This is a genomic window from Microbacterium sp. (assembly GCF_035687345.1).
GTDB lineage: Bacteria > Actinomycetota > Actinomycetes > Actinomycetales > Microbacteriaceae > Microbacterium.
The window spans coordinates 1-23,613 of record NZ_DASRXZ010000048.1 but is presented as its reverse complement, the minus strand read 5'-3'; the positions used below and the strand labels follow the sequence as shown (position 1 = coordinate 23,613).

Genomic DNA, 23,613 nt, shown 5'->3' with positions numbered 1-23,613 from the left:
CTGGATCGAACGGACCTATCACCGGCGCCGCCGGCAGCGCATCCTCGGCAAGTTGACGCCCGTCGAGTTCGAAGCCATCATGACCACACAGGCCGCGTCCGCGGCCTAACACGAAGAGTCACCAAGACCTTCAGCAGTCCCACGATCCCGGTCCGCTGTTCGAATGGTTGGTCAGCGGTGACGTGCCGTTGGATGACAGCGGCGTACTCAACGTGTCACGAGCGTCCTACGACCACATCCGGCCCTACTGGGACGAGATCGGCGTCACCATCGCCGGTCGCCACAGCTTCGACATCACGGACGGGTGGGACGGCGAGCCTCCGAGCGGGATCGACCACGTCGTCGTCGTGACGCACCGGCCGGCACCCGATGGGTGGGACCCGAGCGCGCCGTTTCACTTCGTCGGCGGTATCGAGGCGGCCGTGACCAGGGCGCGGGAGCTCGCAGGCGACCGCACCGTCGAGGTCGCTGCCGGCGATGTCGGCGCTCAGGTGCTCGCCGCGGGCTTCGTCGATGAGGTGCGCATGGATGTCGCGCCTGTCGTACTCGGGTCCGGCAAGCGATACTTCGGCAATGTCGACTCGCAGTACCTCCTGGACGACCCCGACCTGATCGTGCAGGGCGACCGCGTGCTGCACCTTCGCTACCGAGTGCGCCACTGACCACAAGGGTGGGCTCGGAGGCGGAAGCAGAGTCGGATGCCTACAGGCACGGTGTCCCTTCGTCCGCTGAGCGTTTTGTGGATCGTGAGCGCGCCTGCCCGGCGCGCCGTGCAGAGGGCGAGGTGGTCGGAGAGAGTTCAGCTCGGTACGCGAAGGCGACACGCTCGTCGTTACAAAGCTCGACCGCAACGACCGGGCAAGCCGGAGATCGCTGGTCTGTTCGGAGTCTCGCGCGCCACCGTGTACCGGGACTCCTGAGGCGCCGAACGGCGTTCCTCGCCGCCTGTGAGGCGCCCATCTTCTGAATCGGCAGTCGGCCCCGCAAGGCCGCTGCGCTCAACGACCGGCCGCGTTGCGTCTCGCTTCGCTCGCTCAACGAACGCGGGGAAGGACATGCCCGCGGGCAGCCGCCGCCACGCGGCATCCGCCATACGAACAAGACGGACCCGAGATCCGCGCAATACGCGGACCTCGGGCCCGAAACTCCTGTGACAACGGCTGGTGGAGATGGGGGGAATCGAACCCCCGTCCATCGCTGAGAGCCTGCGGCTTCTCCGGGCGCAGTCTGTGAAGGCGTTCTGCTCGGCTCCGACCTTTGTCACAGACACCTAAGTCGACGAGCCCAGCCTGATGAGAGTCCCGCGTGACGCTCAGGCGTCGTCACGCAGCAAGATCCCTAGATGACGCCAGGAACCGTGACGGGATCAATCACGGACTGACGGACTCGGGCTCGCTGCTCAGGCAGCGAGGGCGAAGTCAGACTGCTTCTGTTCGGCAGTTATTGGTTTGCAGGGGGCGTTCACGAGATAACCCTGCATCCTCGGCCCGCTTCACGCAGATTCACAGGCGATGTCGAAACCGATCATCCCCGTGCCCTGGAGTCAGGGTGTGCTCCTGATGGAGCGGCCGCTGTCACACTGTGGAGTTGTCAAGGCTCGATGCCGGGGCATCCGAGCATCACAGGATACAACGGATGCCGCACCCGCGCCATTCCCGCTCACATGAGCGCATCCGGCCGCCCTGTCAATACCCTGTGCCCCATGTCGCGGCGGGTGCTCGACTGGACTCATGACGCAGTCAGCTCCGCAGAACACGCCCCAGCAGCGGGCGAAGCAGCCTCGCACACCGCTGGCCGGCCCGTACGGGCATCCGTTCCATCCGATCCTCGTGACGATCCCGATCGGGGTGTGGGTCGCGAGCCTCGTGTTCGACATCATCGGCTTCGCGGCGGAGGACCCCACTCCGTACGTGACCGCCGCGTGGATCCTCATCCTCATCGGCATCATCGGCGCGGTGCTCGCGGCGATCTGGGGGTTCCTCGACTTCCTGCAGCTCCCCCGCGGCAGCGCCGCACACCGCACCGCGCTGATCCACATGTCGCTCAATCTGGGCGTCGTGGTGGTATTCCTGATCAATCTCATCGTGCGGCTCAACTCGGACGACGACGAGGTGAGCATCGTCGGGTTCATCCTGAGCATCGTCGCCCTCGCGGCGCTCGGCGTCTCGGGGTGGCTGGGCGGCAAGCTCGCCTATCGCTACGGGGTGCGCGTCGCCGACGAGCGCACGCAGCTGGAGGGCTACCGCTGACCCGCGCGCGAGACGAGCCGACCGCCCGCGACGAGCAGCGCGACGATCGCCGACACCGCGGCGGCCGCGCCGATCCTCGCGCCGACGGATCTCCATCCGCCGGTGACCCCGCCGGCCGCGGACGGCGGCTCGAATACGGTGCCGACCGTCAGATCCGCATCCGTCCCCCGCAGTTCGACCCGCTCCTTGGAGAGCCTCACCGCGGTGTCGTAGACCCCCGGGGCCATCCGGTGCGGTAGGAGCGCCACGGTCTGGACCCGTCCCACGAATCGGACGGTGCGCCGCGTGTCCGGTGCCCGCACGATCGCCCGTGCGACGCGCCGGGGAGAGCTGGCCGGCGGAAGCGGATGCACGTGCCGGCCGGTCACGTTGGCGGCGTTCTGGTAGATAGGCGTGTCGACGGTCGCGGGCAGGACGACGCGAACCCGGATGCCGCTCCCACGCAGCTCCTGCCTGAGCGACTCCGCGAACCCGAGCACGCCGAACTTGCTCGCCACGTACGGCGAGATCATCGGCGAGCTCACGCGCGAGTACAGCGACCCGACGAGCACGAGCGTGCCCGAGCCCTGCCGCCGGAAGTACGGCAGCACCGCCCGCGCGCCGTGCACCTGGCCCATGAGGTTGGTCTCGATGACCTGCCGGAACACGGCCTCGGAGAGTTGCTCGAACGAGCCGTATGCGAAGACGCCGGCGTTGCCCACCCACACGTCGATGCGCCCGAACTCCGCCACGGCGCCCACCGCGAGCGCATGCACGTCGGATTGCTGCGAGACATCCGTCGGGATCACCCGCACCTCGGCGCCGAGAGCCCGGCACTCCTCGGCGACCGTCTCGAGCGAGTCCTCGTTGCGCGCAGCAAGCACCAGCCGGGCGCCGCGTCGCGCGTGCTCCTGCGCGGTGGCGCGTCCGATGCCACTCGACGCACCTGTGATGACGACGACGGGCCCTTCGCTCATGACGAGCCTCCTGTCCGCGGCGAGAGGTCGGGCAGCGCACGCGTGCCGAACTCGTGCCGGAGCGCGCTGCGCGCCGCGTACCAACCCGGAAGACCGTGCACACCGGGTCCGGGAACGGCGGATGCCGACGCGAGGTAGACCCCGGGGATCGGCGTGCGCCATGGGTCGGTGCTGAGCACCGGCCGGCGCACCATCTGCCACAGCGTGGGGGCTCCGGCCGAGATGTCGCCGCCGGGATAGTTCGGGTTGTGCCGCTCGACGTCGACCGCGGTGCGCGAGCTCGCGGCGAGGATCGTGTCGCGGAAGCCCGGCGCGAAGCGCTCGATCTGCCGGATCACCGCCTCCTGCCGGTCGGCGGTGCTGCCGGCCGGAACGTGCGTGTACGCCCACAGCGTGTGCTTGCCGTCGGGCGCACGACCCGGGTCGAACAGCGACGGCTGCGACACGAGCACGTACGGGCGATCGGGCAGGCGCCCGCGGTTGACCTCGTTCTCGGCATCCGCGACCTCGGCCCGTGTGCCTCCGACGTGGACCGTCCCCGCCCGCCGCACATCGGGGTCGGCCCATGGAACGGGCTCGCTCAGGGCGAAGTCGACCTTCGCGACGCCTCCGCCGTAGCGGAAGCGCTCGAGCGCACGGCGATAGCCGACGGGCATCGCATCGCCCGCGAGGCGCACGAGCGCGCGCGGCGTGACGTCGAGGAGCGTCGCGTGCGCGCTCGGCAGTTCTGCGAGCGATGTGACCGGATGCTCCAGCACGACGTCTCCCCCGTGCGCGCGGAGGTCGTCGACCATCGCGTCGATGATCGACTGGCTTCCGCCGATCGGGATCGGCCAGCCGCCCGCGTGGGCGTAGGTCGTGAGGGCGAGTCCGGCGCCCGCGGCCGCGAGGCTCGGGAGCTGCAGGATCGTGTGCGCGGCGACGCCGACGAGCATCGCCGGAGCCGCGTCTTCGCGGAAGCGCGCATTCCACATGGGAGTGCCCTGCTCGAGCGATCGGAGCCCGAACGCGATCGCCGTCACCGGGTCGGGCGGGATCCGCAGGAGCGAGGACCCGGTGAAGTCCGCCACGCGCGTCGAGCGCTCGACGAGTGGACGCAGCAGTCCGGCATACGCACGGCCGTCGACGCCGAGAGCCTGGGCCGTCCGCTCGAGGTCGCGGAACGCGATGCCCGCCCGTCCGCCGTCGAGCGGATGCGCGAAGGAGACCTCCGGGATCGCGAACTCCACACGCCGGCGAAGGCCGAACTCGCGGAAGAAGCGGGATTCGAACGCGAGCGGATGCACCGCCGAGCACACGTCGTGCAGGAAGCCCGGCAGCGTGAGCTCGCGCGTCGACGCGCCGCCGCCGGCCTGGTCGGCCGCTTCGAACACCCGCACGCGGAGCCCGGCGCGCGCGAGCGTGACCGCCGCCGCGAGTCCGTTCGGACCCGCGCCCACCACGACCGCGTCGAACTCCGTCGATCCGCGGCGCGCCGCGATGCTCACCCCGTCTTCGGCCCCTTCTCTCCGTTCGCCTGCATCTCACGCTCTCCCGTGCTCTGCTCGGAGCTGCGCTGACCCATGCCCTCCGCCAGATAGGCGAGGCGGTGCAGGGTCTCATCATTGCGCCAGTGCAGGAGGAGATCCATGATCGGCGCGGGCACGAGCATTCCCGGTCCCGCGATCGGCTCCTCTTGGATCCGCACGACGCACCTCTCGCCGCGCGGCTTGATGTCGATCGTCACGCGCGCCTCGCCGAGCGGCCAACCGTGGGCGCGAAGGACCATGCGGCGCGGCGGATCGCACTGCTCGACGACCGTCTTGTCGTTGATGAGCAGGGGCCACACGCCCACCGAGTGGTGCAGCTCGGCGCCCTGCTGCGGCCACGCCTCCTCGACCTCGCGCATGCGCGATGCGCCGACGACCCACGACGGGTAGAGCCAGCCGTCGCCGAGCACGCGGAACACGTCCTCAGGTGTGCAGCGCAGCTCCCTCACGTTGCGAGACATCGTGCCTCCCGATCGAACTCGTGCGTTCCTCTGCGACCGACGCTAGAACACGTCGTGCGACCGCGGGTCGGGGGTTGCGCGGATACGGGTGGTGTGCCACCCGCGCGCCGCGGCGGTGGGCGCGGCATCCGCAAGGCTACGCTCGATCGGTGACGACCACCCGCCTCTGGACGATCGCCGGCGGCGCCGTCGCCGTCGTGGCCGCGCTTGTGCTGATCCTCGTGTTCGCCGTCCCCCGTCCGGCGCCGACGCCGACTGCGACGCCCACGGCGACACCGGCACGCACGACATCGCCCACCCCGACCGCCACGCAGACCTCCACTCCGTCGCCCACGCCGACGACCGCTCCGACCCCCGCCGCGGCGACGTGCGAGAACACGTCGACCCAGGAGTTCCAGGCACTCGCCCGCTCCAACGGCTGGATCTCGTGGAGCACGGTCGACGAGCCGATCGGCGCGCGTCCCTTCGACGACTTCCCCGGCGGTGCGCCCGAGGGTTACATCGTGTGCCGGTGGGGTGTCGGCCCCGAGGTCCCCACCGACAACGTCATCGACCTCGCATGGGCGCGCATCGACTCCTACAACGCCGTGAGCGCGATGCTCCACCTCGAGGAGACCGGGTGGACGAGGAGCGAGACGGATGCCACGGGCTCGACCCTCTTCACGAGCCGGACGAGCGGCCCGGGCGGCGCCTTCCTGTTCACGCCCTTCGACGTGCGGTGGGCCGCCGAACCCGAGTACCTCGACTACATCACCTCCCCCGACGAACCCCGCTGACACGCCCCTCGCCGCGTAGGCTCTCGTCCATGAGCGAAGTCACGATCTCGGTGCGCGGTGAGCACGAGACACGCCTGCAGCCCGAGCGCGCCGTCGCGCACCTGACCGTGCGCGCGGAGGGCCCCGAGCGCGGCGCCGTCGTCGAGCGCATGGCGGCCCTGAGCGAACCCGTGCGCGACGACCTCGCCTCGCGCAAGGCGGACGGCACCGTCGAGGAGTGGACGAGCCAGCGCGTGTCGGTGTGGTCGGAGCGACCGTGGCATCCGGAGGGCCGCCGCCTCGCGCCGGTGCACCACGCATCCGTCGACTTCACCGCGACCTTCCGCGACTTCACCGCCCTCTCGTGGTGGGCAGGCGAGGTGGCCGAGCGCGAAGGCGTCCAGCTCGGCTGGATCGAATGGCAGCTCACACCCGAGACCCGCGCCGCCGTCGAACGCGACACCGCCGCCGAAGCCGTGCACGTCGCCGTCGCGCGCGCGACGGCGTACGCGTCGGCGCTGGGCCTCGGGACAGTGTCGCCGTTGCAGATCGCGGACGTCGGACTGCTCGCGCGTGAGGAGTCGCAGCCGATGGCGAAGGGTCCGCTCATGGCGCGCGCCGCGTTCACGGCGGCAGACGCCGGCGGAGGCGCCCCGGCCGTCAGCCTCCAGCCGGAGGACATCGTGGTGACGGCGGCGATCGAGGCGCGGTTCAGCGCACGCTGATTCCGTCGAAGCGGATCCTTCGCCCGCGCGTCACTCGCCCAGGCGGTTGCGCGTGCGCATCGCGCGCTCGGCCTCGCGCTTGTCTTCGCGCTCGCGGATCGTCTGGCGCTTCTCGTACTCGCGCTTGCCCTTCGCGACGCCGATCTCGACCTTCGCGCGGCCGTCGGAGAAGTAGAGCTTGAGCGGGACGAGGGTGTAGCCGCCCGCCGACACCTCGTGCGAGAGCTTGATGATCTCGTCCTTGTGCAACAGGAGCTTGCGCGTGCGCTTGGCGGCGTGGTTGGTCCAGTGGCCCTGGGCGTACTCGGGGATGTGCACCGCGTCGAGGTACGCCTCGCCGCCGTCGATGTAGGCATAACCGTCGTTGATGTTCGCGCGACCCTGGCGCAGCGACTTGACCTCGGTGCCGGTCAGCACGAGGCCCGCCTCGTACGTCTTCTCGATGGTGTAGTCGTGCCGCGCGCGACGGTTGGTCGCGATGACCTTCTCACCGCGTTCCTTGGGCATGACTTGACTCCTCGATCGAGTGCCGCACCGGGCGCGCGGCAGCGTGTCAGTCTAGCCGACGTGCGGGTCCGGTCAGGCGCGCAGCCAGCGCCGGATCGCGAAGCCCGCCGAGAACGCGGCCAGCACCACCCCGATCAGGATGAGGACGGGAACGACGAGCCAGGCATCCGACAGTCCCACCCACGTCGTGACGAACTCGATGCGCCCGCGCAGATAGTCCTCGACACCGAACCGCACGCCGGCGAGCACCGCGGCGCTTGCGAGCACCGAGCCGAACAGCGCCGCGAACACGCCTTCGAGCACGAACGGCGATTGGATGAAGCCGTTCGAGGCGCCGACGAGTCGCATGATGCCGATCTCGCGCCTTCGCGCGTACGCCGAGAGGCGGATCGTCGTGGCGATCAGCAGCACCGCCGCGATCAGCATGAGCGCCGCGATGCCGACCGCGATGTACGTGGCGACCGTGAGGGCCGAGAAGAGCGGGTCGAGGTACTGCAGCTGGTCCTGCACCTCTTCGACGCCGGGTTCGCCGCGGAACGCCTCGACGATGACGTCAGACTGCGTGGGATCGACGAGCGTGATGCGGAAGGTCTCGTTGACCTGCTCGGGTGTGAGCACGCTCGCATTGTCCTCGCCGACGAGGTCGAGCAGCTCCCGGTACGCCTGCTCGTGGTCGAGGAACCGCATCTCGCGGATCAGGGGTGAGAGCGCCGGCCCTTCGAGCTTCTCGCGCACGGAGGCGATCTGCTCCTCGCCGGCGGCGCCGTCGACGCACGTGGTCGCCTGCGAGATCGACGTGCACATGTACACCGCGACCTGCGCACGGTCGACCCAGTAGTCGCGCATCGTGCCGATCTGCATCTGCATGAGGATCGCCGTGCCGACGAACGTGAGCGACACGAACGTGACGAGCACGACCGAGATGACCATCGAGGCGTTGCGGCGGAGGCCGGTCAGCGCCTCCGTGATGACGAGTCCGACCCTCACGTCGTGGGACCCACTTCCTCGTCGTTCTCGGCATCCGCGAGGCCGAGGCGGTCGGCCAGCCCGAGCTCGGCGACCTCGACCTCGGGGATGTCGGCGACCGGCACGGGCGCGGTGCGCGGAGCAGGGGCGGATGCCGCATCCGTCTCTTCTTGGACCGTTTCGGCCTCAGGAGGGGTCGCCGGCCGACCGCGAGACGAGACGGATGCCGCCCCCTCCGCGTCGACGACCGGCTCAGCCTCGATCTCGGGCTCGAGCTCCGGCTCGGGCGTGAGGATCTCGGGTGCCGCGGCCTCCGCAGCGGCGGTCGCGGCCGCCTCGGCGGCGGGCTCGAGGTCGACCACTCCGCTCTCGTTGATCTCGCGCTGGAGTTCGAGCACCGCGGTGAGCGCGGCGACGGCGGCGGCGCCCCGCTCGGGCACGGGCGCGAGGCTCGGCAGGCTCGACGTGTCGCCGTACCCGCCGTGACGCTCGTCGCGCACCATCTCGCCGTCGCGAAGCTCGATCACGCGGCGCTGCATCTGGTCGACGAATCCCGCCTCGTGCGTCGCCATCACGACCGTCGTGCCGCCGTCGTTGATGCGCGCGAGCAGCTGCATGATGTCGACCGAGGTCGCCGGGTCGAGGTTGCCCGTCGGCTCGTCGGCGAGCAGCACCTGCGGCCGGTTCGCGAGCGCACGGGCGATCGCGACGCGCTGCTGCTCACCGCCCGACAGCTCGTGCGGAAACCGCTTCTCCTTGCCGGACAGGCCCACGAGCGCGAGCACCTCGGGCACGGCCTGGTGGATGAAGCCGCGCGACGACCCGATGACCTGCAGGGTGAACGCGACGTTCTGGAAGACGGTCTTGTTCGGAAGCAGGCGGAAATCCTGGAACACGGCGCCGATGTGGCGCCGGAAGTACGGCACCTTGCGGTTCGACAGCGTCCGCAGGTCTCGGCCGAGCACGACGACGCGGCCGTCGCTCGGAGTCTCTTCACGCAGGATCAGGCGCAGGCACGAGGACTTGCCCGAGCCCGAAGCGCCGACGAGGAACACGAACTCCCCGCGCTGCACTTCGAAGTCGACCTTGTTCAAGGCGGGCTTCGACGTGCCGCGATAGCGCTTCGTGACGTTTTCGAACCGGATCATGGCCTAACGAGCCTAAGCGCGCACGCCGAGCGGTCGCCCAGCGACACCCGCCGGGGCGGCATCCGTCTCATCCCGACGATCGGGAGTCGGCGTCAGTCCTCTTCGGACTTGCGCTTGCGCCAGCGGATGCCGGCCGAGATGAAGCCGTCGAGGTCTCCGTCGAAGACCATCGCGGGGTTGCCGACCTCGTAGCCGGTGCGCAGGTCCTTCACGAGCTGCTGGCCATAGAGGAAGTACGAGCGCATCTGGTCGCCCCAGCTCGCGGTGATGGTGCCGGCGAGCTCCTTCTTCTTGGCCGCCTCTTCTTCGCGCTTGAGCAGCAGGAGGCGCGTCTGCAGCACGCGCATGGCGGCCGCGCGGTTCTGGATCTGCGACTTCTCGTTCTGCATCGACACGACGATGCCGGTCGGGATGTGCGTGATGCGCACGGCCGAGTCGGTCGTGTTCACGGACTGCCCACCGGGGCCCGACGAGCGGAACACGTCGACGCGGATGTCGCTCTCGGGGATGTCGACCTCCTGCGCCTCCTCCATCACGGGGATGACCTCGACGGCGGCGAACGACGTCTGGCGCTTGTCGGCCGAGCCGAACGGGCTGATGCGCGCGAGGCGGTGCGTGCCGGCCTCGACCGAGAGCGTGCCGTACGCGTAGGGCGCGTCGACCTCGAACGTCGCGGACTTGATGCCCGCGCCCTCGGCGTAGGACGTGTCCATGACCTTGACGGGGTACTTGTGGCGCTCGGCCCAGCGCAGGTACATGCGCAGGAGCATCTCGGCGAAGTCGGTCGCGTCGTCGCCGCCCGCGCCCGAACGGATCGTGACGACGGCGGCGCGGTCGTCGTACTCGCCGTCGAGGAGCGTCTGCACCTCGAGCTGGCCGACGATGTCCTCCAGCTCGGCGATCTCGCGACGCGCCTCTTCGGCGGCGTCCTCGTCCTCCATCTCGTTCGCGAGCTCGACGAGCACGTCGAGGTCGTCGAGCCGCCGCTCGACGTCGGTGATGCGCTTGAGCTCGGATTGCCGGTGGCTGAGCGCGCTCGTGATCTTCTGCGCCTTCTCGACGTCGTCCCACAGATCGGGCGCGCCGGCCTGCTCGCTGAGCCGCGCGATCTCGGCCTCGAGCGCGGGCACGTCGACCACCGCCTTGATGTCGGCGAACGTGGAGCGCAGGGCCTGGATGTCGTCGGACGGATCGAATTCGAGCATGACACTCCAGACTAACGTGGATGGTCGTGACCGAACGCCCAGCAGACGATGCACGCAAGCTCCTGTGGCGGTTCGCCCCGATGATCTACGGCCCGACGCTCCTCTACGGGATCGGTCAGGGTGCGGTGCTCCCGCTCATCCCGGTCATCGCGGCCGAGCTCGGCGCGAGCGTCCCGGTCGCGGCGCTCGTGGCATCCGCCCTCGTCGTCGGCCAGCTCATCGGCAACCTTCCCGCGGGCTGGGCGGTCGCGCGCATCGGCGAGCGTCTCACCATGGTGATCGCCGCGGGCGTCTCGCTCATCGGCATCGTGGCGATGGCGCTCGCACCCGTGCTCGGGGTGTTCGCGGCATCCGTCCTGCTCATCGGATTCAGCGCCGCCGCGTTCGGACTCGCGCGCCACTCGTTCATGACGACGCGCGTGCCGCTGTCGTTCCGCGCGCGATCGCTGTCGCTGCTCGGCGGAAGCTACCGCCTCGGCGTCTTCGTGGGGCCGTTCATCGCGGCGGGCCTGCTCGCCGTGTTCGGCGACCCCCACGCGGCGATCTGGTTCTTCGGCGTGTGCCTGCTGGCGACCGGGCTCCTCGTGACGTTCGGGCGCGATCCCGAGACATCCCTGATGACGGATGCGGCACCTCCCGCACCGCAACCCGAGACGCGCACGGCAGCGGACGACACGATCAGCGAGGACACGGGCGAGGCGGTGACGGGTTCGATCCCGACGGCGGATCGTGTCGGGGTGTTCCGCACGATGTGGCGGCACCGGAACGTTCTGTCACGGCTGGGGCTGGCGGCGGCATCGCTGTCGGCCGTGCGCTCCGCGCGGCAGGTGGTGCTGCCGCTGTGGGGCGTGTCACTCGGACTCGACGCTCAGACGATCGCGCTCGTGGTGGGCGTCGCGGGTGCCATCGACTTCGCCCTCTTCTACGCGAGCGGCCAGGTGATGGACCGCTTCGGCCGCCTGTGGGCGGCCCTTCCGGCGATGGTGCTCATGGGCGCGGGGTTCCTCGCGCTGGCCTTCACGCACGACCTCGACTCGGCGGCGATGTGGTTCGCGATGTTCGGGGCGGTCCTGGGCGTCGGGAACGGGCTGTCGAGCGGCATCCTGCTGACGCTGGGAGCGGATGTCGCGCCACCGGCCGACCCCGCGCCGTTCCTGGGCTCGTGGCGCACGCTCACCGATGCGGGCGGCGCGCTCGCGCCGCTGCTCGTGTCGGGCATCGCCGCCGCGACGTCGCTGTCGATCGCGACGGGGGCCATGGGCGTGATCGGGCTCGTCGGCGCGTACGGGTTCGTGCGGTGGGTGCCGCGGTTCGTTCCGCGGGTCCGGTAGGCGGACGCCTCAGATCCACGACCGGCGGACGGCCTCCGCCCCGAGCTGGATCCGGGTGGTCACGTTCGCGCGCGACATGAGGTCCGCGATGCGGCGCTGCACCGTGCGGACCGAGATTCCGAGCTGCGCGGCGGCGGCGGCATCCGTCAATCCGAGCAGAAGCAGCTTGAGGAGATCGCGGTCGACGTCGGCGCTCGTGGACGCCTCGTCCTGCGCGAGGAACTCCGTCGCGGCGCGCCAGTACTCCTCGAAGATCGCCACGACGAGGTCGAGCAGACCGCTCGGATGGATGAGCAGGGCGCCGAAAGCCCGGTCGGGGCCCTGCGCGCGCATCGGCAGGAGGGCCATCGTGTCGTCCGCGATGAACATGCGCGTGGGAAGCCTCGGCAGCACGCGGATCTCCTCGCCGACCAGGGCGCTCTCGCGTGCGAGCTCGAGGAACCCCGGGCGCTCGAGCACGCCGCTCTCGACGATGACGCGGTAGCGCACGCCGCGCATGAGCGCGCGCTCCTCCTCGATGTTCTCCTCCGCCGTGAGGAGGGCGACATCGCTCAGCACGAGCGCTCGGACTTCGCGCTCGGAGGCCGCCTGCAATTGCGCGATCCTCTGCCGCACGGCGTCGTCGCCGATCACGACGTCGACGACATCGGCCGCGGTGCGCTGGTCGGCTGCCCGACGGTACACGTCGCTCAGCTCGGCGAGCGCCTCGTGCGCCCGCGTGAGCCCGCGCTCCTGCTCGAGCAGCAGGGGCCGCAGCGCCATCGCGGGCGGAGAGGCGACGACCCGCGCCGACTCGGCACCCTGGCGCGCGAGGAGACCGAGCTTCTCGAGCTTCGCGAAGATCGAGCGCACGCGCGGGAGCGAGTAACCCATCTCGGCGGCGATCTCGTCGGCGGACGCCGACGACCGTTCGAGCACCGCTCGGTAGACGTCGGTGTCGGCCTCGTCGAGCCCGAGTGCATCCAGCATGAGCGCCGCTCCCTCGCGGCGGCTCCGTGCGCCGATCCGCGTCGTGCCTGGCGAAAGCAGGCCATGGCATTTCTCCGCCACCACCTTAGGCGGCGCGCGTGAGAAGTTCGTGACATCTCCCCGATCCCCCGGAGGTTCACTTGTCACGACCACATTCGTTCGCGCGTCACCTGCGACCGGTCGCCGCAGCCACGAGCTGCCTCGCGATCGGCATCGCGACGGTCGGCGCCGCCGTTCCCGCCGCAGCCGTCCCGGCCGACGCCTCCCCCTGCCTCGCACCGGGCTCCCCGGGTTCGGTCACCGTCACACTGCTCACGGGAGACCGTGTGACGGTGACCGAGCTCGCCGACGGTCAGTCCGCCGTCGAGATCGACACCGCCGACCCGGGTGCCGGCATCCGCACGTTCGAAGCCGACGGCGACCTGCACGTGATCCCGACCGAGGCCGAGCCGTACCTCGCATCGGGCGCGCTCGACGGCGACCTGTTCAACGTGACGAAGCTCATCGAGTACGGGTACGACGACGCATCCGTCGACGCCACCCCGGTCATCGTCGAGCAGGCGGGCGCCGCGCGCCGTTCGGCGCCGCTGCCCGGAGTCGAGCTCACGCTGCCGCTCCCGAGCGTCTCGGGCGCTGCCGGGACCGTGTCGCACGAGGAGTCGGCGTCGCTGTGGGACGCGCTCACGTCGGCGCCCGCGGCTCGCGTGTTCGGCGATGACGGCGCGGCGTTCGGCGGCGGCGTCGCCGCGATCCACCTCGACGGCAAGGTGCAGGCGACCCTCGACTCGAGCGTCCCGTACGTCGACGCACCCGAGGCGTGGGCGGCCGGCTATACGGGTGACGGCGTCACGGTCGCAGTGCTCGACACGGGCTACGACGACACGCACCCCGACCTCGCGGGCGTCGTGGCGGATGCCGCGAGCTTCGTCCCGGGGCAGGACGTCGCCGAAGACCCGCACGGCCACGGCACGCACGTCGCCTCGACGATCGCCGGTTCGGGTGCCGCGAGCGACGGGCAGCACCGCGGCGTCGCGGGCGGCGCGAAGCTGCTCGTCGGCAAGGTGCTCGGCAACGACGGATACGGCCAGGACTCGTGGATCATCGCGGGCATGGAGTGGGCCGCGCAGAACGCGCCCATCGTCTCGATGAGCCTCGGGTCGCAGGAGGGCTCCGACGGCACCGACCTCATGGCGGAGTCGCTCAACCGGATCTCGGAGGAGACCGGCGCACTGTTCGTCGTCGCCGCCGGAAACTCGTCGATGCCCGAGACGATCGGCTCGCCCGGCGCGGCGGAGTCGGCGCTCACGATCGGATCGGTCGACGACCCGACCGGCTACCTCTCGTGGTTCTCGAGCCAGGGGCCGCTCTTCCGCTCGGGCGCGCTCAAGCCCGACATGGTCGGCCCCGGCAACGACGTGACGGCGGCGCGCTCGTCCGACAGCGCCGGCGAGGGCCCATACATCTCGATGAGCGGCACGTCGATGGCGACGCCGCACGTCGCCGGTGCGGCGGCGATCGTCAAGCAGCGGCATCCGGAGTACACGGCCGACCAGCTGAAGGCCGCTCTCATGAGCTCGGCCGTCGACGTCGACCTCACTCCCTACCAGGGCGGCACCGGCGTGCTCGACGTCGACGCGGCGCTCGACGCGCCCGTGATCGCGTCGGGTTCGGGCGACTTCGGCATGCTGTCGTGGGGCGAGGCGCCCGAGCCCGTCTCACGCACGGTCGAGTACCGCAACACGACGGATGCCGAGGTGACCGTCACCCTCGCCGCGACGCTCGCAGACACGACGCCCGCGTCGGGCGGCGGTGGGGTCGGCCCCGGGCCGCTGTCGGTCGAGGCGCCGTTCGACGCCCTCACGATGGACGCCGACGAGCTGACGATCCCCGCGGGTGAGACCCGTTCCGTGACGCTCACGGTCGACCCGGCGACGATCCCCGCGGGCACGCAGCTGTCGGGCGAACTCGTCGCATCGATCGGCGACGAGTCGGTCGCGCGCACGGCGCTCGGCGCGATCATCGAGGCGGAGCGCTACGACCTCACGATCAACGCGACGGACTTCGCGGGCGAGCCCGTGGCGACCACCGCGTGGCTGTGGAACGGCGAGACCGGCGGCTTCGCACCGATCACTGTCGACGGCACCGCCGAGCTGCGGCTGCCCGGCGGCACGTACTCGGTCATGTCGTTCCTCGAGGTGGACCGCGCGCCCGACACCGTGGCTTCGGTGCTCGTGGGCGATCCCGCCGTCGTGCTCGACCAGGACCGCACCGTCGCGCTCGACGCGCGCACGGCGAAGCAGATCACGGTCGACGTCGGTGTGAAGGACCTGCAGCCGACGTTCCGCCGCGTGGACTACACGTCGGACGGCTTCGCCGGCAGTTCGCTCATGCCGGTGTGGGTCGACGAGCTGTGGGCGCAGCCGCTCACGACGGAGTCCGACTTCAGCTTCACCACACGCTGGCGTCTGCAGCGCCCGATGCTTTCGGTGACGGCGGGCAAGACCGCGCTCGATGTGATCCCGCAGGCCGGGGCCCAGTTGCTCGACGGCTCGCTGAAGGGGGTCGCGGTCGACGCCGGCACCGGAAGCGTCGAGGACTTCGCAGCCGTCGACGTCGAGGGCAAGGTGGCGGTCGTCACCCGCTCCGACGCGGTTGCACCGTGGGATCGCGCGGCGAACGCGGCGGCGGCGGGCGCGGCGATGCTCATCGTCGCGAACGACGCCGACGGCGAGCTCAGCGAGTGGGTCGGCGACCCGTGGGAGGGCACCGAGATCGCGCTTCCTGTCGCGGGCATCAGCGGCGTCGAGGGGCGCGCGCTCCTCGACGAGATCGCGGGCAAGAAGAAGGTGAACGTGAAGGCCACGGGCATCGCGATCGCCGACGAGGTGTGGGACATCGCCCGCTTCAGCGACGGCGAGATCCCCGGCAACCTGGCTTACAAGCCCGGCAAGCTCGCGCGCATCGACACGACGTTCTTCGGTCAGCCCGAGGAGGTCGGCGAGTTCCGCTACGACTTCGCGCCGAACGTCGAGCACGGCAGCGGATATGCGATGCGCACGTCGCGCGGGCTCGAGCGCACCGACTGGGTCAACACCGACCAGCTCCGGTGGTACCAGGACGCGACGATCTCGTCGATCGGGTGGCAGATCCGCGACATCCAGCGTGCGTACAAGCCCGGTCAGCGCGCCGAGGTCGAGTACTTCGGCGGGGTCGTGCGTCCGTACGTCGGTCCCGGCTACTGGGTGCCCCACCGTGCGGGCGACGGCGCGCAGATCAACCTGCCGTCGTGGGCCGACGGCGGCGATCCTGCGCACACGGGCACGTTCGACGTGTTCTCGGGCCTTTCGGGCATCGAGCAGTTCACCGAGGTGTATGTGAACGGCGAGCTGGCCGGCTCCGGTCCGTTCCAGGGCGCGAACGTGTGGGGTCTGCCCGACGGCGAGTCGGAGTTCCGCGTGGTCAACACCGCGACTCACGACGGTTCGCACCTGGCGGGCTCGACGGCGACGACGACGGAGTGGACGTTCCGCTCGACCGGGTCTTTCGACGACCACGAGCAGAAGCCGCTGCCGATGCTCCAGGCGTACTACGACGTCGAGATGGGCGACACGAACCTCGCGGGCGAGGGTCGCCGCAAGGGCGCACCCGTCGCGCTCACCCTCGAGGTCGGGCACGTCGCGGGTGCCGACGGCGCCGCGGCGGTGGAGTCGGCGACCCTCGAGGTGCGCGGCGTGGACGGCGCGTGGACGCCCGTGGCTCTGAAGGACGCGAAGACGGATGCCCCGACCGGCGCCGTCGAACACGCGGGCGGCATCTTCGTCGAGGGTCGCTCGTTCGTGCGGGCGTTCGCGGCGCAGCTTCCGGTCGCCGACGCGGGCGGTTGGCTCGACCTGCGGGTGACGGCGACGGATGCCGCGGGCGGCACGTTCTCGCAGGAGATCGTGAAGGCGCTGCAGGTCGCTCCGGCGAAGGGTGCCGGCGGCGGTCCTCGCGGCTGACGCGCATCGACCAGGGAGGGGTCGCCCGCTGCGGCGGACGACCCCTCCCGCGCGTGCAGGCACGCCTACGCGCTCGCGCGGCGGTTTCCTGCATCCGCGGCCTTTCGCGACCACCGCGCGTGCGGGTTTCGACCGCGCGGGCGACCCCTCCTGTCGTGTCGGTGGTCGCGCCTTATCCTGGTGTCATCGGCCGGAGAAGGGGGAACTCCGGTTGGTCAGCGATTGGCATCCTGTTCTCGCTGCGGTCGAGGGTCCGACGGGCACGTGGCGCATGATCGCCCCCGACGGCACCGAGTACGGCACGATCGAGATCCGGCGCGTCATGAACGGGCAAGAGGTCCGCTATCGCGCGGTGTGGCGCGGCGAGGTCATCGGCTGGGCGACGACGCTGCGCGAGGCGGCGCAGCGCATCCACATGGCGTACGTGCGCTCGCACGGCCCGGGCATGCGATCGGGGGCGCCGATGCCGTGGGAGCTGCGCAAGCAGCCGCCGCGTGAATCCGGTCCGGTCGCGCGCTCTCGGTGAAGCGGCGCAGCCGTGCGGCGGCGCGAGATGTCAGGTGATCGTCTGTGCGATGTGCTCGAGGATCGCGGAGAGCTCGGCACGGCTGGGACGCGGATACACCGACCCTGCGGCGATGAGGTTGTGGATGGCACCCGTGATGAGGAATCCGAACGCCTCCGCGTCGACGTCCGTCCGCACGCGTCCGCGCCGCTGCTCGAGCCGCAGGTAATCGGGCACGGCGGTGTGAAGGGATGCGATGAACGCGGAGTCGCGCGTGGCCGCGGCGAGACGGTCGTCGACGACACGCGCACTCATGAGCTCCGCGTGCACCAATGCCGCCGTCGGCGAGTCGAGCAGGGTCGTCGCGTAGCGGTCGAGGTTCGCGGAGACGGAGTGCTGCTCGCTCTCGGCGAGCCACTCGTCGAACTGCGCCACGAGGTCGTCGAGTTCGAGCTTGATGAGCTCGATCACGATCTCTTCCCGGTCGGCGAAGACCTTGTACGGGAGCCCGACCGCGCAGTCCGCCTCCTGCGCGAGCGCGCGCATCGTGAGAGCCGCCGGTCCGTCCCGGCGCACGAGCGTGCGTGCATGCCCGAGCAGCTCGGAGCGCAGGCGCGACGTCGCCTCAGTCGAGCGCGGGGCGGGCACGACGCCGACCTGTCCGTGTGAGCTGATCCATGTCGTAGACAGGCTAGCGCCGCCCCGACCCGCGACCGATCGCACGCTCAGCCGGCGAGCGCCGGGATGCGATCGAACCCGAACCCGGGCCGCTCGAACACCGCGATGGTGGTGCCACCGGCGGCGTTGCGCTCGAGCGCGCCCTGAAGTCGCGGACCGGGCTCGCCGATCACGATGAGCTGCTCCGCGACGAGGTCGTCCGCCGAGCCCTCGATGAACGGGGCCACGAGCGCGAGATGCGACTCCATCGCATCGGAGTCGCGCATCTCCGCCAGGTGGACGAATCGCGATCCGTCCTCGGTGAAGTGGAGCCGGAGGCTGATGCACCGCGGCTCATCACGCTCGACGAGGTCGGCGTACTCGGCTGCGAGCGAGCGCACGGCGTCGAGGTCCCCGTCGTGCACGCGGTACGAGGCGATGAAGGTGAGCGTCGTCATGGTCTTTCTCCCATCGGGGTTGTGAATCGACGTTCACGAGCGTATCGTGAACGCTTGTTCATGGCAAGCCACACCTGAGGAGGTCCCCCGTGAGCACCCACAGACCGGCCGGTCACCCGCCGCCTGACGCTCCCCCGGCCGTCCCGACGACCCGTGACTGGGTCGTCCTCGCGTTGCTGTGCATCGCGCAGTTCATGCTCGTGCTCGATGTGACCGCCGCGAACATCGCGCTTCCTTCGATCGGCCGCGATCTCGGTCTCGACACGGGTGCCCTGACATGGGTCATCACGGCGTACGCCGTCGCGTTCGGCGGCCTCATGCTGCTCGGCGGCCGGCTCGCGGACGTCCTGGGTCGGCGGCGACTGCTCGTGAGCGGCCTGGCCGTCTTCACGATCAGCTCGGCGCTGTGCGGCCTGGCGCCCGATGGCGGTCTGCTCATCGCGGGCCGCGCCGTACAGGGCGTCGGCGCCGCGCTCATCTCCCCGGCGGCGCTCGCTTCGGTCTCTGCGCTGTTCACCGGAGCTGCGCGCACTCGCGCCCTCGGCGTGTGGGCAGGTATCGGGGCATCCGGCTTCGCGGTCGGCCTCATGGCGAGCGGATTGCTCGCGTCGGGTCCCGGCTGGCGATGGATCTTCCTCGTCAACGTTCCGATCGGCCTCGCGCTCATCCCGCTGCTTTGGCGGATGCTGCCGGCGTCACGCGGAATCGGAGGGCGGATCGACGTCGTGGGCGGCGTGCTCGCGACGGTCTTCGCGGCCGCGCTCGTCGTGGCGCTGGGGGGACTCGGGGCCGGCGATGACGCGGAGGGCCTCGCCGCGGGGTGGTCGACCGCCCTGGGGCTCGGCGTCGCGTTCCTCGCGCTCGTGCTCTTCGTCATGCAGGAGCGGCGGCATCCGGCGCCCCTCATGCCGCTCGGCGTGCTGCGTCAGCGACCGGTCGTGACCGGGCTCGCGCTCATGCTGCTCGCGAGCGCAGCGATGCTGTCGATGTTCTTCCTCGCGTCGATGTACCTGCAGCAGGTGGTCGGGCTCGATCCGTTCCAGGCGGGTCTCGCGTTCCTGCCGTCGGCGATCGCAACGGTGATCTCGGCGCACCTCGCGTCGCGCGCGCTCGCCCGATTCTCGGTGCGCCTCGTGGCGGCGGTGGCGTTCGCGATCACCGCCGCGGGCGGGCTCGTGCTGACACAGCTCGACGGCTCCTCCACGCTCTGGTACCCCCTCATCGCGGGACTGGTGCTCGTGTCGTTCGGGCTCGGGCCGGCGTTCCTCACCGCGACCGCGAGCTCCCTCGCGCGCGTCGACGTGCACGAGGCGGGACTCGCGTCGGGCATCGTCAACACCGGCCACGAGATCGGAGGTGCGTTCGGCGTGGCCGCCGTGGCATCCGTCATCGGCGCCGCATCGGCACCGCTGCTCGACGCGGGCGCCTTCGGCCGCGGATTCGGCGCGCTCGCGATCGCCGCGCTCGCAGCGGCTGTCGTGTCGCTGATCTTCATCGCACCGGGTCGCATCGACTCGAGCGCGCTGCCCGAGGGGCCGCTGCATTGAACGGAGCATCCATGATCGAGGCGTCCCCGCAGGGCCGGGCCGAAGGCGAGGCGCAGCCGATCCTCGTGGTGGGCGGATCGGGTCGCGTCGGGTCGATCGCGGCGGAGCGCCTCGCGGGCGATCCCCGGCTCAGCGTGCTGGTGGGCTCGCGGCATCCGTCGCAGCAGGGCCCGCACACCGCGGTGCGCGTGGATGTCACCGACCCCGAGAACGTTCGGGACGTCCTCCGCCGCTGGCGACCGAGCGTGGTCGTGCTGTGCGTGGACGTGCCGGACGGCTCCTTCCACGCTGTGTGCATCGAGGAGGGCGTGTCCGTCGTCGATGTGACCGCCTCGGCCGAGCAGATCTCGAACGTCGAGGCGCTCGCGCCGAGCGCGCGGAAGCGTGGTGCGAGCATCGTCTTGAGTGTCGGCGTCGCGCCCGGTCTCACGAACGTGCTCGCGCGACAGGCGGTCTCGGCTCTCGGCGGGCACGCTGAGGCCGTCGACCTCACGGTGATGGTCGGAGCACGCGAGGAGCACGGTGCCGAGGCGGTGCGCTGGACGATCGACGGGATCCTCGAACCGGATGCGGCGCACCGCAGCGCCCGACGCGTCGACGTGCCCGGCATCGGGCGGCGAACCGCCCACGACATGCCGTTCGCCGACCAAGTCTCGCTCCGACGGACACTGGGTGTGCCGAGCGTCACGACGCGCCTCTGCCTGGACTCGCGCGTGCTGACGCGGCTGCTCTTCAGCTTCGGGCGCTCGCGGCTCGGCCGGCGCATGCTCAGGAGCCGTGCCGGGCGCGCCGCCCTCACGGGCGCGAGCGGGCGTCTGCCGATCGGCGGCGAGGACTTCGTCGTGCTCGCGGAGGCCGAACACTTCGGCCGGCGCGCGACCTGTTGGGTGCGCGGCCGGAGCCAGAGCCGGGCGACCGGGTTGGTCGCGGCCCTCGCGGCGCGGCACGTCGCTCGCGGCGGTGCGCCGGCAGGGGTCTGGCACCTCGATCAGCTGCCCGCGCTGCTCAGCGAGCTCGCTGAGCTCGAGAACGATGGGATTGTCTTCGATGGGCTCAGCGCAACGCCGTGCGACTCGTCGCGGTCGATTCGAGCGGAACGCCGTCCGGCACGAACAGCGTGAGAATCGGCGGATGCCACGTGTCCGCCACCGTCACGCGCGCCGACACCCCGTCGGGAGTGCCGGCATCGACGAGGACGGCCGTCGTCCCGACGTCGGCGACGACGGCTTCCGCCTGTGAGCGCACTCCTGCGGGTGTGAGGCTCGCGACCGGAGCGCCGTCGACCACGTCGAACACGAAGCCATCGGCGCCCGCGAGCGCCGCGGCATCCGCCAGACCGTCGAGTCGCTTCTGCGCGAGGTAGAGGCTCGTCGCGTCGGCGCAGACCAGAACGAGTACGAGCGCGAGCACGCCGTACCCGAGCGTGAGCGGAAGGACGCTGCCCTCGTCGTCGTTCGCGGCCACGGCGCGCACGCGGGCGACCAACTGACAGATGCCTCTCACGTGCCATCACCCCACGTGCGGGACACCTTCTGCACCGCCGTCGCCTCGATCGGGATGCTCGCGATCCGGTCGAGACCCAGCACGGGAGGTACGAGCGGGAGGCTCACCCGACCGGCGATCGTCACGTGCAACATCACGCCCGCCCGAGGGCACGCACCCCCGGCCGGAAGACACTCGACGTCGACGACCACGGTCGAGCGATCGAGCCCGTACTCGGCCACGACGGAATCGAGGACGCGCTCCGCTCGATGGTCGGCATCGGCGGTGTCACCGGCCGTGGCGACGGCACGGGCGAGGTGTCGCGCCCCGGCTTCCGCGCCGAGCGCCTGCGACTGGATGAGACCGAGCGCGACGACGAGGTACACGAGGGGCACGAGCATCAGGAGACCCACGAGGATGAACTCGAGCGGGGCGGACCCGCGCTCGGGATCGTCGGGCGGGACTTCGGTCGCCGTGACCTCAGTCGAAGGACTCGACGGGTGCATGTGCGGTCACCTCCAGCATCCGTGGTGCACCGAGAAGCCCGATGAGGGGAAGAGTCGTTCGCACGGTGAGCTCGACCGTGGGATGCCCGAACCGGTCGGTCTCGTGCGCCGCGATGTCGTCGGCGAACTCGGCGCCGACCGTCCGGGTCACGATCTCGCGTGTGCGATCCACGCCGTCGCGAAGCGATGTGTCGGCGAGCGCCGCGTGGAATGCGCCGTCGACGGCGGCGTCGTGCACGACGTTCCGCACGTACACCGCGAGGCCGCACTGCAGCACGGCGAGCGTGACGACGGTGAGCAACGTGCCGACGAGCACGAACTCGACCGGGCTTGCGCCGCGGTCATCGAGGTCGAGGCGCCTACCCACTCGGTCGACGAGCGCCGCGAACGCTCGGCGTCGGCTCGCGCGTACGTCGGCCATGCTCAGAAGCCGGAGACGCGCTCGATCGCCTGCTCGAACAGTCCGGCGAGGGCCGGGCCCGCCAGCATCCAGATCGCGACGACCAAACCGGCCGTCATCAGCGTGATCAGCACCCAGCCGGGCACGTCGCCGCGTTCGTCGTCGACGACGACACGCAGGCGAGCCGCCGCGCGTGAGATGAGACTCCGGATCATGAGTGGTCTCCTTTCGACCTAGCCGATTCCGAGGCGAAGCATGAAGATCCCCGGGAACACCGCGAACAGGACGCTCAGCGGGAGGATGAGGAAAACGAGCGGCACGAGCATGTAGATCTCCTTGCGGCCCGCCTGTTCGATGAGGGTGCGCTTGGCGTCCTCGCGCGCGTCGAGCGCCTGCGCATGAAGGACATCTGCGAGAGGCGCGCCGCGTTCGATCGCGGCGATGAGCTGATCGACCGACCGCGTGAGCGCCGGAAGCTCGAGGTCGCGCGACAGCCGGTTCAGTGCATCGGTGAGCGACGAGCCGGTGCCGACGGCGACGACGACCGTGCGCAATTCGGCGCTCAACTCCCCCGCGCCGGTGCCCGCGACGCGGCGGATCGCCTCGAAGATGCCCTCACCGGCCGACAGGCAGAGCGCAAGGAACTCGAGCAGCGTGGGCAGCTCGTCCTGAATGCGTTCGACCCTCTTCCGCGCCGCGAACGACAGCAGCTGGTCGTATCCGATCGCGGCGATAAGGCCGAACAACGGCGGAATCAGTGCAGCTGCCGGTGCCGCCGTTCCGAGCAGCACGAGCGCGACGACGAGCGCTCCCCCGGCAGCGACGCCGACCACGGCCCACGTGAGCTGGCGACCGCGGAAGCCCGCGGCATCCGTCTCTCGGGCCGCCTGGCGCAAGCGGCGCTCGATCGACGCCGATCCGCCGACACGAGACACCCAACGGTCGCGCTCCTCGCGCAGGAGCGCGCGGAGGCCGAACGGCTCGGGCGTGAACGCCAGCCCCCGAGGGTCGGTGACGTCGCGCAGGTATGGCGCGATGCGGCGCGTGAGGGACGGCGCGCCCCACCGCGGCACAAGCGCGAGAAGGAGGCATACGCCCAGCCCGAACGCTCCGCCGAGTACGATGGCGAGCGCGAGGTCGGTCGCAAGGACGTTCACGAGAACCACCGCCTCGGCTCGGGGAGGCGCCCGAGGCGGATCATGAGGCGATACGCGACGACCGACACGATCGCACCGCCGAGGATGAGCGCGACGCCCTCG

General features: G+C 70.7%; 23 protein-coding genes, 1 other RNA gene and 1 pseudogene. 9 read left to right on the top strand and 16 right to left on the bottom strand.

Going from position 1 to position 23,613, the window contains the following annotated elements:
- Nucleotides 1-134: 134 nt before the first annotated feature.
- Nucleotides 135-662 (top strand): annotated as a pseudogene (locus VFF97_RS05845) (dihydrofolate reductase family protein); the annotation flags it as partial.
- A gap of 499 nt (nt 663-1,161) precedes the next feature.
- Here the strand turns inward: VFF97_RS05845 and ssrA are convergent.
- Nucleotides 1,162-1,532, bottom strand: a transfer-messenger RNA (tmRNA) gene (gene ssrA / locus VFF97_RS05840).
- A gap of 198 nt (nt 1,533-1,730) precedes the next feature.
- Between ssrA and VFF97_RS05835 the strand changes: the two genes are divergently transcribed.
- Nucleotides 1,731-2,249: a DUF2231 domain-containing protein gene (locus VFF97_RS05835; protein ID WP_325032549.1), complete on the top strand. Its 519-nt coding sequence runs from the start codon at nt 1,731-1,733 to the stop codon at nt 2,247-2,249.
- Here the strand turns inward: VFF97_RS05835 and VFF97_RS05830 are convergent.
- From VFF97_RS05830 to VFF97_RS05820, 3 genes are read right to left on the bottom strand one after another with little or no spacing between them, the layout of a single operon-like run.
- A complete protein-coding gene (locus VFF97_RS05830; protein WP_325032548.1) occupies nt 2,240-3,205 on the bottom strand; it encodes an SDR family NAD(P)-dependent oxidoreductase in 966 nt (321 codons plus the stop codon). The genes VFF97_RS05835 and VFF97_RS05830 overlap by 10 nt on opposite strands.
- Nucleotides 3,202-4,692: an NAD(P)/FAD-dependent oxidoreductase gene (locus VFF97_RS05825; RefSeq protein ID WP_325032547.1), complete on the bottom strand. Its 1,491-nt coding sequence runs from the start codon at nt 4,690-4,692 to the stop codon at nt 3,202-3,204. The genes VFF97_RS05830 and VFF97_RS05825 overlap by 4 nt, the downstream gene beginning before the upstream one ends.
- Nucleotides 4,689-5,195 (bottom strand): SRPBCC family protein, encoded by a 507-nt coding sequence (locus tag VFF97_RS05820; protein WP_325032546.1) that lies wholly within the window; start codon nt 5,193-5,195, stop codon nt 4,689-4,691. The genes VFF97_RS05825 and VFF97_RS05820 overlap by 4 nt, the downstream gene beginning before the upstream one ends.
- 149 nt (nt 5,196-5,344) lie before the next feature.
- Here VFF97_RS05820 and VFF97_RS05815 point away from each other — a divergent pair, with 149 nt between their 5' ends.
- Nucleotides 5,345-5,971, top strand: a complete 627-nt coding sequence (locus VFF97_RS05815) for a hypothetical protein (protein ID WP_325032545.1) — start codon at nt 5,345-5,347, stop codon at nt 5,969-5,971.
- A 29-nt stretch (nt 5,972-6,000) separates the two neighbouring features.
- On the top strand, nt 6,001-6,675 hold the full coding sequence (locus tag VFF97_RS05810; RefSeq protein ID WP_325032544.1) for an SIMPL domain-containing protein: 675 nt from the start codon (nt 6,001-6,003) through the stop codon (nt 6,673-6,675).
- A gap of 30 nt (nt 6,676-6,705) precedes the next feature.
- Here VFF97_RS05810 and smpB read toward each other — a convergent pair whose 3' ends face one another.
- The 4 genes from smpB to prfB form a co-directional block, all read right to left on the bottom strand.
- Nucleotides 6,706-7,182, bottom strand: a complete 477-nt coding sequence (gene smpB / locus VFF97_RS05805) for an SsrA-binding protein SmpB (RefSeq protein ID WP_325032543.1) — start codon at nt 7,180-7,182, stop codon at nt 6,706-6,708.
- A 72-nt stretch (nt 7,183-7,254) separates the two neighbouring features.
- Nucleotides 7,255-8,169 carry a permease-like cell division protein FtsX gene (gene ftsX / locus VFF97_RS05800; RefSeq protein WP_325032542.1) on the bottom strand — a complete coding sequence of 305 codons (915 nt, stop codon included), beginning with the start codon at nt 8,167-8,169 and terminating at the stop codon, nt 7,255-7,257.
- On the bottom strand, nt 8,166-9,296 hold the full coding sequence (gene ftsE / locus VFF97_RS05795; protein ID WP_325032541.1) for a cell division ATP-binding protein FtsE: 1,131 nt from the start codon (nt 9,294-9,296) through the stop codon (nt 8,166-8,168). Before ftsE ends, ftsX begins: the two co-directional genes overlap by 4 nt.
- 92 nt (nt 9,297-9,388) lie before the next feature.
- Complete coding sequence (prfB, locus tag VFF97_RS05790) at nt 9,389-10,501, bottom strand: peptide chain release factor 2 (RefSeq protein ID WP_325032540.1); 1,113 nt, start codon at nt 10,499-10,501, stop codon at nt 9,389-9,391.
- A gap of 20 nt (nt 10,502-10,521) precedes the next feature.
- Between prfB and VFF97_RS05785 the strand changes: the two genes are divergently transcribed.
- Nucleotides 10,522-11,832 carry an MFS transporter gene (locus VFF97_RS05785; RefSeq protein ID WP_325032539.1) on the top strand — a complete coding sequence of 437 codons (1,311 nt, stop codon included), beginning with the start codon at nt 10,522-10,524 and terminating at the stop codon, nt 11,830-11,832.
- 9 nt (nt 11,833-11,841) lie between these two features.
- Here VFF97_RS05785 and VFF97_RS05780 read toward each other — a convergent pair whose 3' ends face one another.
- Nucleotides 11,842-12,801, bottom strand: coding sequence for a helix-turn-helix domain-containing protein (locus VFF97_RS05780; protein ID WP_325032538.1), 960 nt, complete (start codon nt 12,799-12,801; stop codon nt 11,842-11,844).
- 140 nt (nt 12,802-12,941) lie between these two features.
- Between VFF97_RS05780 and VFF97_RS05775 the strand changes: the two genes are divergently transcribed.
- Nucleotides 12,942-16,799, top strand: coding sequence for a S8 family serine peptidase (locus VFF97_RS05775; protein WP_325032537.1), 3,858 nt, complete (start codon nt 12,942-12,944; stop codon nt 16,797-16,799).
- A gap of 211 nt (nt 16,800-17,010) precedes the next feature.
- On the top strand, nt 17,011-17,325 hold the full coding sequence (locus tag VFF97_RS05770; protein ID WP_325032536.1) for a hypothetical protein: 315 nt from the start codon (nt 17,011-17,013) through the stop codon (nt 17,323-17,325).
- Between the two features lie 30 nt (nt 17,326-17,355).
- Here the strand turns inward: VFF97_RS05770 and VFF97_RS05765 are convergent, their stop codons facing one another.
- Nucleotides 17,356-17,952, bottom strand: coding sequence for a TetR/AcrR family transcriptional regulator (locus tag VFF97_RS05765; RefSeq protein WP_325032535.1), 597 nt, complete (start codon nt 17,950-17,952; stop codon nt 17,356-17,358).
- A gap of 77 nt (nt 17,953-18,029) precedes the next feature.
- Nucleotides 18,030-18,419: an antibiotic biosynthesis monooxygenase family protein gene (locus VFF97_RS05760; RefSeq protein ID WP_325032534.1), complete on the bottom strand. Its 390-nt coding sequence runs from the start codon at nt 18,417-18,419 to the stop codon at nt 18,030-18,032.
- Nucleotides 18,420-18,508: 89 nt separating this feature from the next.
- On the opposite strand from VFF97_RS05760, the gene VFF97_RS05755 reads away from it, so the two are divergent.
- A complete protein-coding gene (locus VFF97_RS05755) occupies nt 18,509-19,966 on the top strand; it encodes an MFS transporter (RefSeq protein ID WP_325032533.1) in 1,458 nt (485 codons plus the stop codon).
- Between the two features lie 11 nt (nt 19,967-19,977).
- Nucleotides 19,978-21,087 carry a saccharopine dehydrogenase family protein gene (locus VFF97_RS05750; protein ID WP_325032532.1) on the top strand — a complete coding sequence of 370 codons (1,110 nt, stop codon included), beginning with the start codon at nt 19,978-19,980 and terminating at the stop codon, nt 21,085-21,087.
- Here the strand turns inward: VFF97_RS05750 and VFF97_RS05745 are convergent.
- Genes VFF97_RS05745 through VFF97_RS05725 form a run of 5 tightly spaced genes read right to left on the bottom strand, consistent with a single transcriptional unit; the run spans nt 21,020 to nt 23,511 of the window.
- A complete protein-coding gene (locus tag VFF97_RS05745; protein ID WP_325032550.1) occupies nt 21,020-21,460 on the bottom strand; it encodes a pilus assembly protein TadG-related protein in 441 nt (146 codons plus the stop codon). The two genes, VFF97_RS05750 and VFF97_RS05745, sit on opposite strands and share 68 nt — an antisense overlap.
- A gap of 5 nt (nt 21,461-21,465) precedes the next feature.
- Nucleotides 21,466-21,954 (bottom strand): TadE family protein, encoded by a 489-nt coding sequence (locus VFF97_RS05740; protein ID WP_325032531.1) that lies wholly within the window; start codon nt 21,952-21,954, stop codon nt 21,466-21,468.
- The gene (locus VFF97_RS05735; protein ID WP_325032530.1) at nt 21,929-22,375 is read right to left on the bottom strand and encodes a TadE family protein; all 447 of its coding nucleotides are present in this window, start codon (nt 22,373-22,375) and stop codon (nt 21,929-21,931) included. The genes VFF97_RS05740 and VFF97_RS05735 overlap by 26 nt, the downstream gene beginning before the upstream one ends.
- Before the next feature lie 2 nt (nt 22,376-22,377).
- Complete coding sequence (locus tag VFF97_RS05730) at nt 22,378-22,569, bottom strand: hypothetical protein (RefSeq protein WP_325032529.1); 192 nt, start codon at nt 22,567-22,569, stop codon at nt 22,378-22,380.
- Nucleotides 22,570-22,587: 18 nt separating this feature from the next.
- A complete protein-coding gene (locus VFF97_RS05725) occupies nt 22,588-23,511 on the bottom strand; it encodes a type II secretion system F family protein (protein WP_325032528.1) in 924 nt (307 codons plus the stop codon).
- Between the last annotated feature and the right edge of the window lie 102 nt (nt 23,512-23,613).

Coding starts and splice junctions, on each gene's coding strand:
- VFF97_RS05835 (WP_325032549.1), top strand. CDS start 1,731: ATGACGCAGTCAGCTCCGCAGAACACGCCCCAGCAGCGGGCGAAGCAG.
- VFF97_RS05830 (WP_325032548.1), bottom strand. CDS start 3,205: ATGAGCGAAGGGCCCGTCGTCGTCATCACAGGTGCGTCGAGTGGCATC.
- VFF97_RS05820 (WP_325032546.1), bottom strand. CDS start 5,195: ATGTCTCGCAACGTGAGGGAGCTGCGCTGCACACCTGAGGACGTGTTC.
- VFF97_RS05810 (WP_325032544.1), top strand. CDS start 6,001: ATGAGCGAAGTCACGATCTCGGTGCGCGGTGAGCACGAGACACGCCTG.
- smpB (WP_325032543.1), bottom strand. CDS start 7,182: ATGCCCAAGGAACGCGGTGAGAAGGTCATCGCGACCAACCGTCGCGCG.
- ftsE (WP_325032541.1), bottom strand. CDS start 9,296: ATGATCCGGTTCGAAAACGTCACGAAGCGCTATCGCGGCACGTCGAAG.
- prfB (WP_325032540.1), bottom strand. CDS start 10,501: ATGCTCGAATTCGATCCGTCCGACGACATCCAGGCCCTGCGCTCCACG.
- VFF97_RS05785 (WP_325032539.1), top strand. CDS start 10,522: ATGGTCGTGACCGAACGCCCAGCAGACGATGCACGCAAGCTCCTGTGG.
- VFF97_RS05780 (WP_325032538.1), bottom strand. CDS start 12,801: ATGCTGGATGCACTCGGGCTCGACGAGGCCGACACCGACGTCTACCGA.
- VFF97_RS05760 (WP_325032534.1), bottom strand. CDS start 18,419: ATGACGACGCTCACCTTCATCGCCTCGTACCGCGTGCACGACGGGGAC.
- VFF97_RS05750 (WP_325032532.1), top strand. CDS start 19,978: ATGATCGAGGCGTCCCCGCAGGGCCGGGCCGAAGGCGAGGCGCAGCCG.
- VFF97_RS05740 (WP_325032531.1), bottom strand. CDS start 21,954: ATGCACCCGTCGAGTCCTTCGACTGAGGTCACGGCGACCGAAGTCCCG.
- VFF97_RS05735 (WP_325032530.1), bottom strand. CDS start 22,375: ATGGCCGACGTACGCGCGAGCCGACGCCGAGCGTTCGCGGCGCTCGTC.
- VFF97_RS05730 (WP_325032529.1), bottom strand. CDS start 22,569: ATGATCCGGAGTCTCATCTCACGCGCGGCGGCTCGCCTGCGTGTCGTC.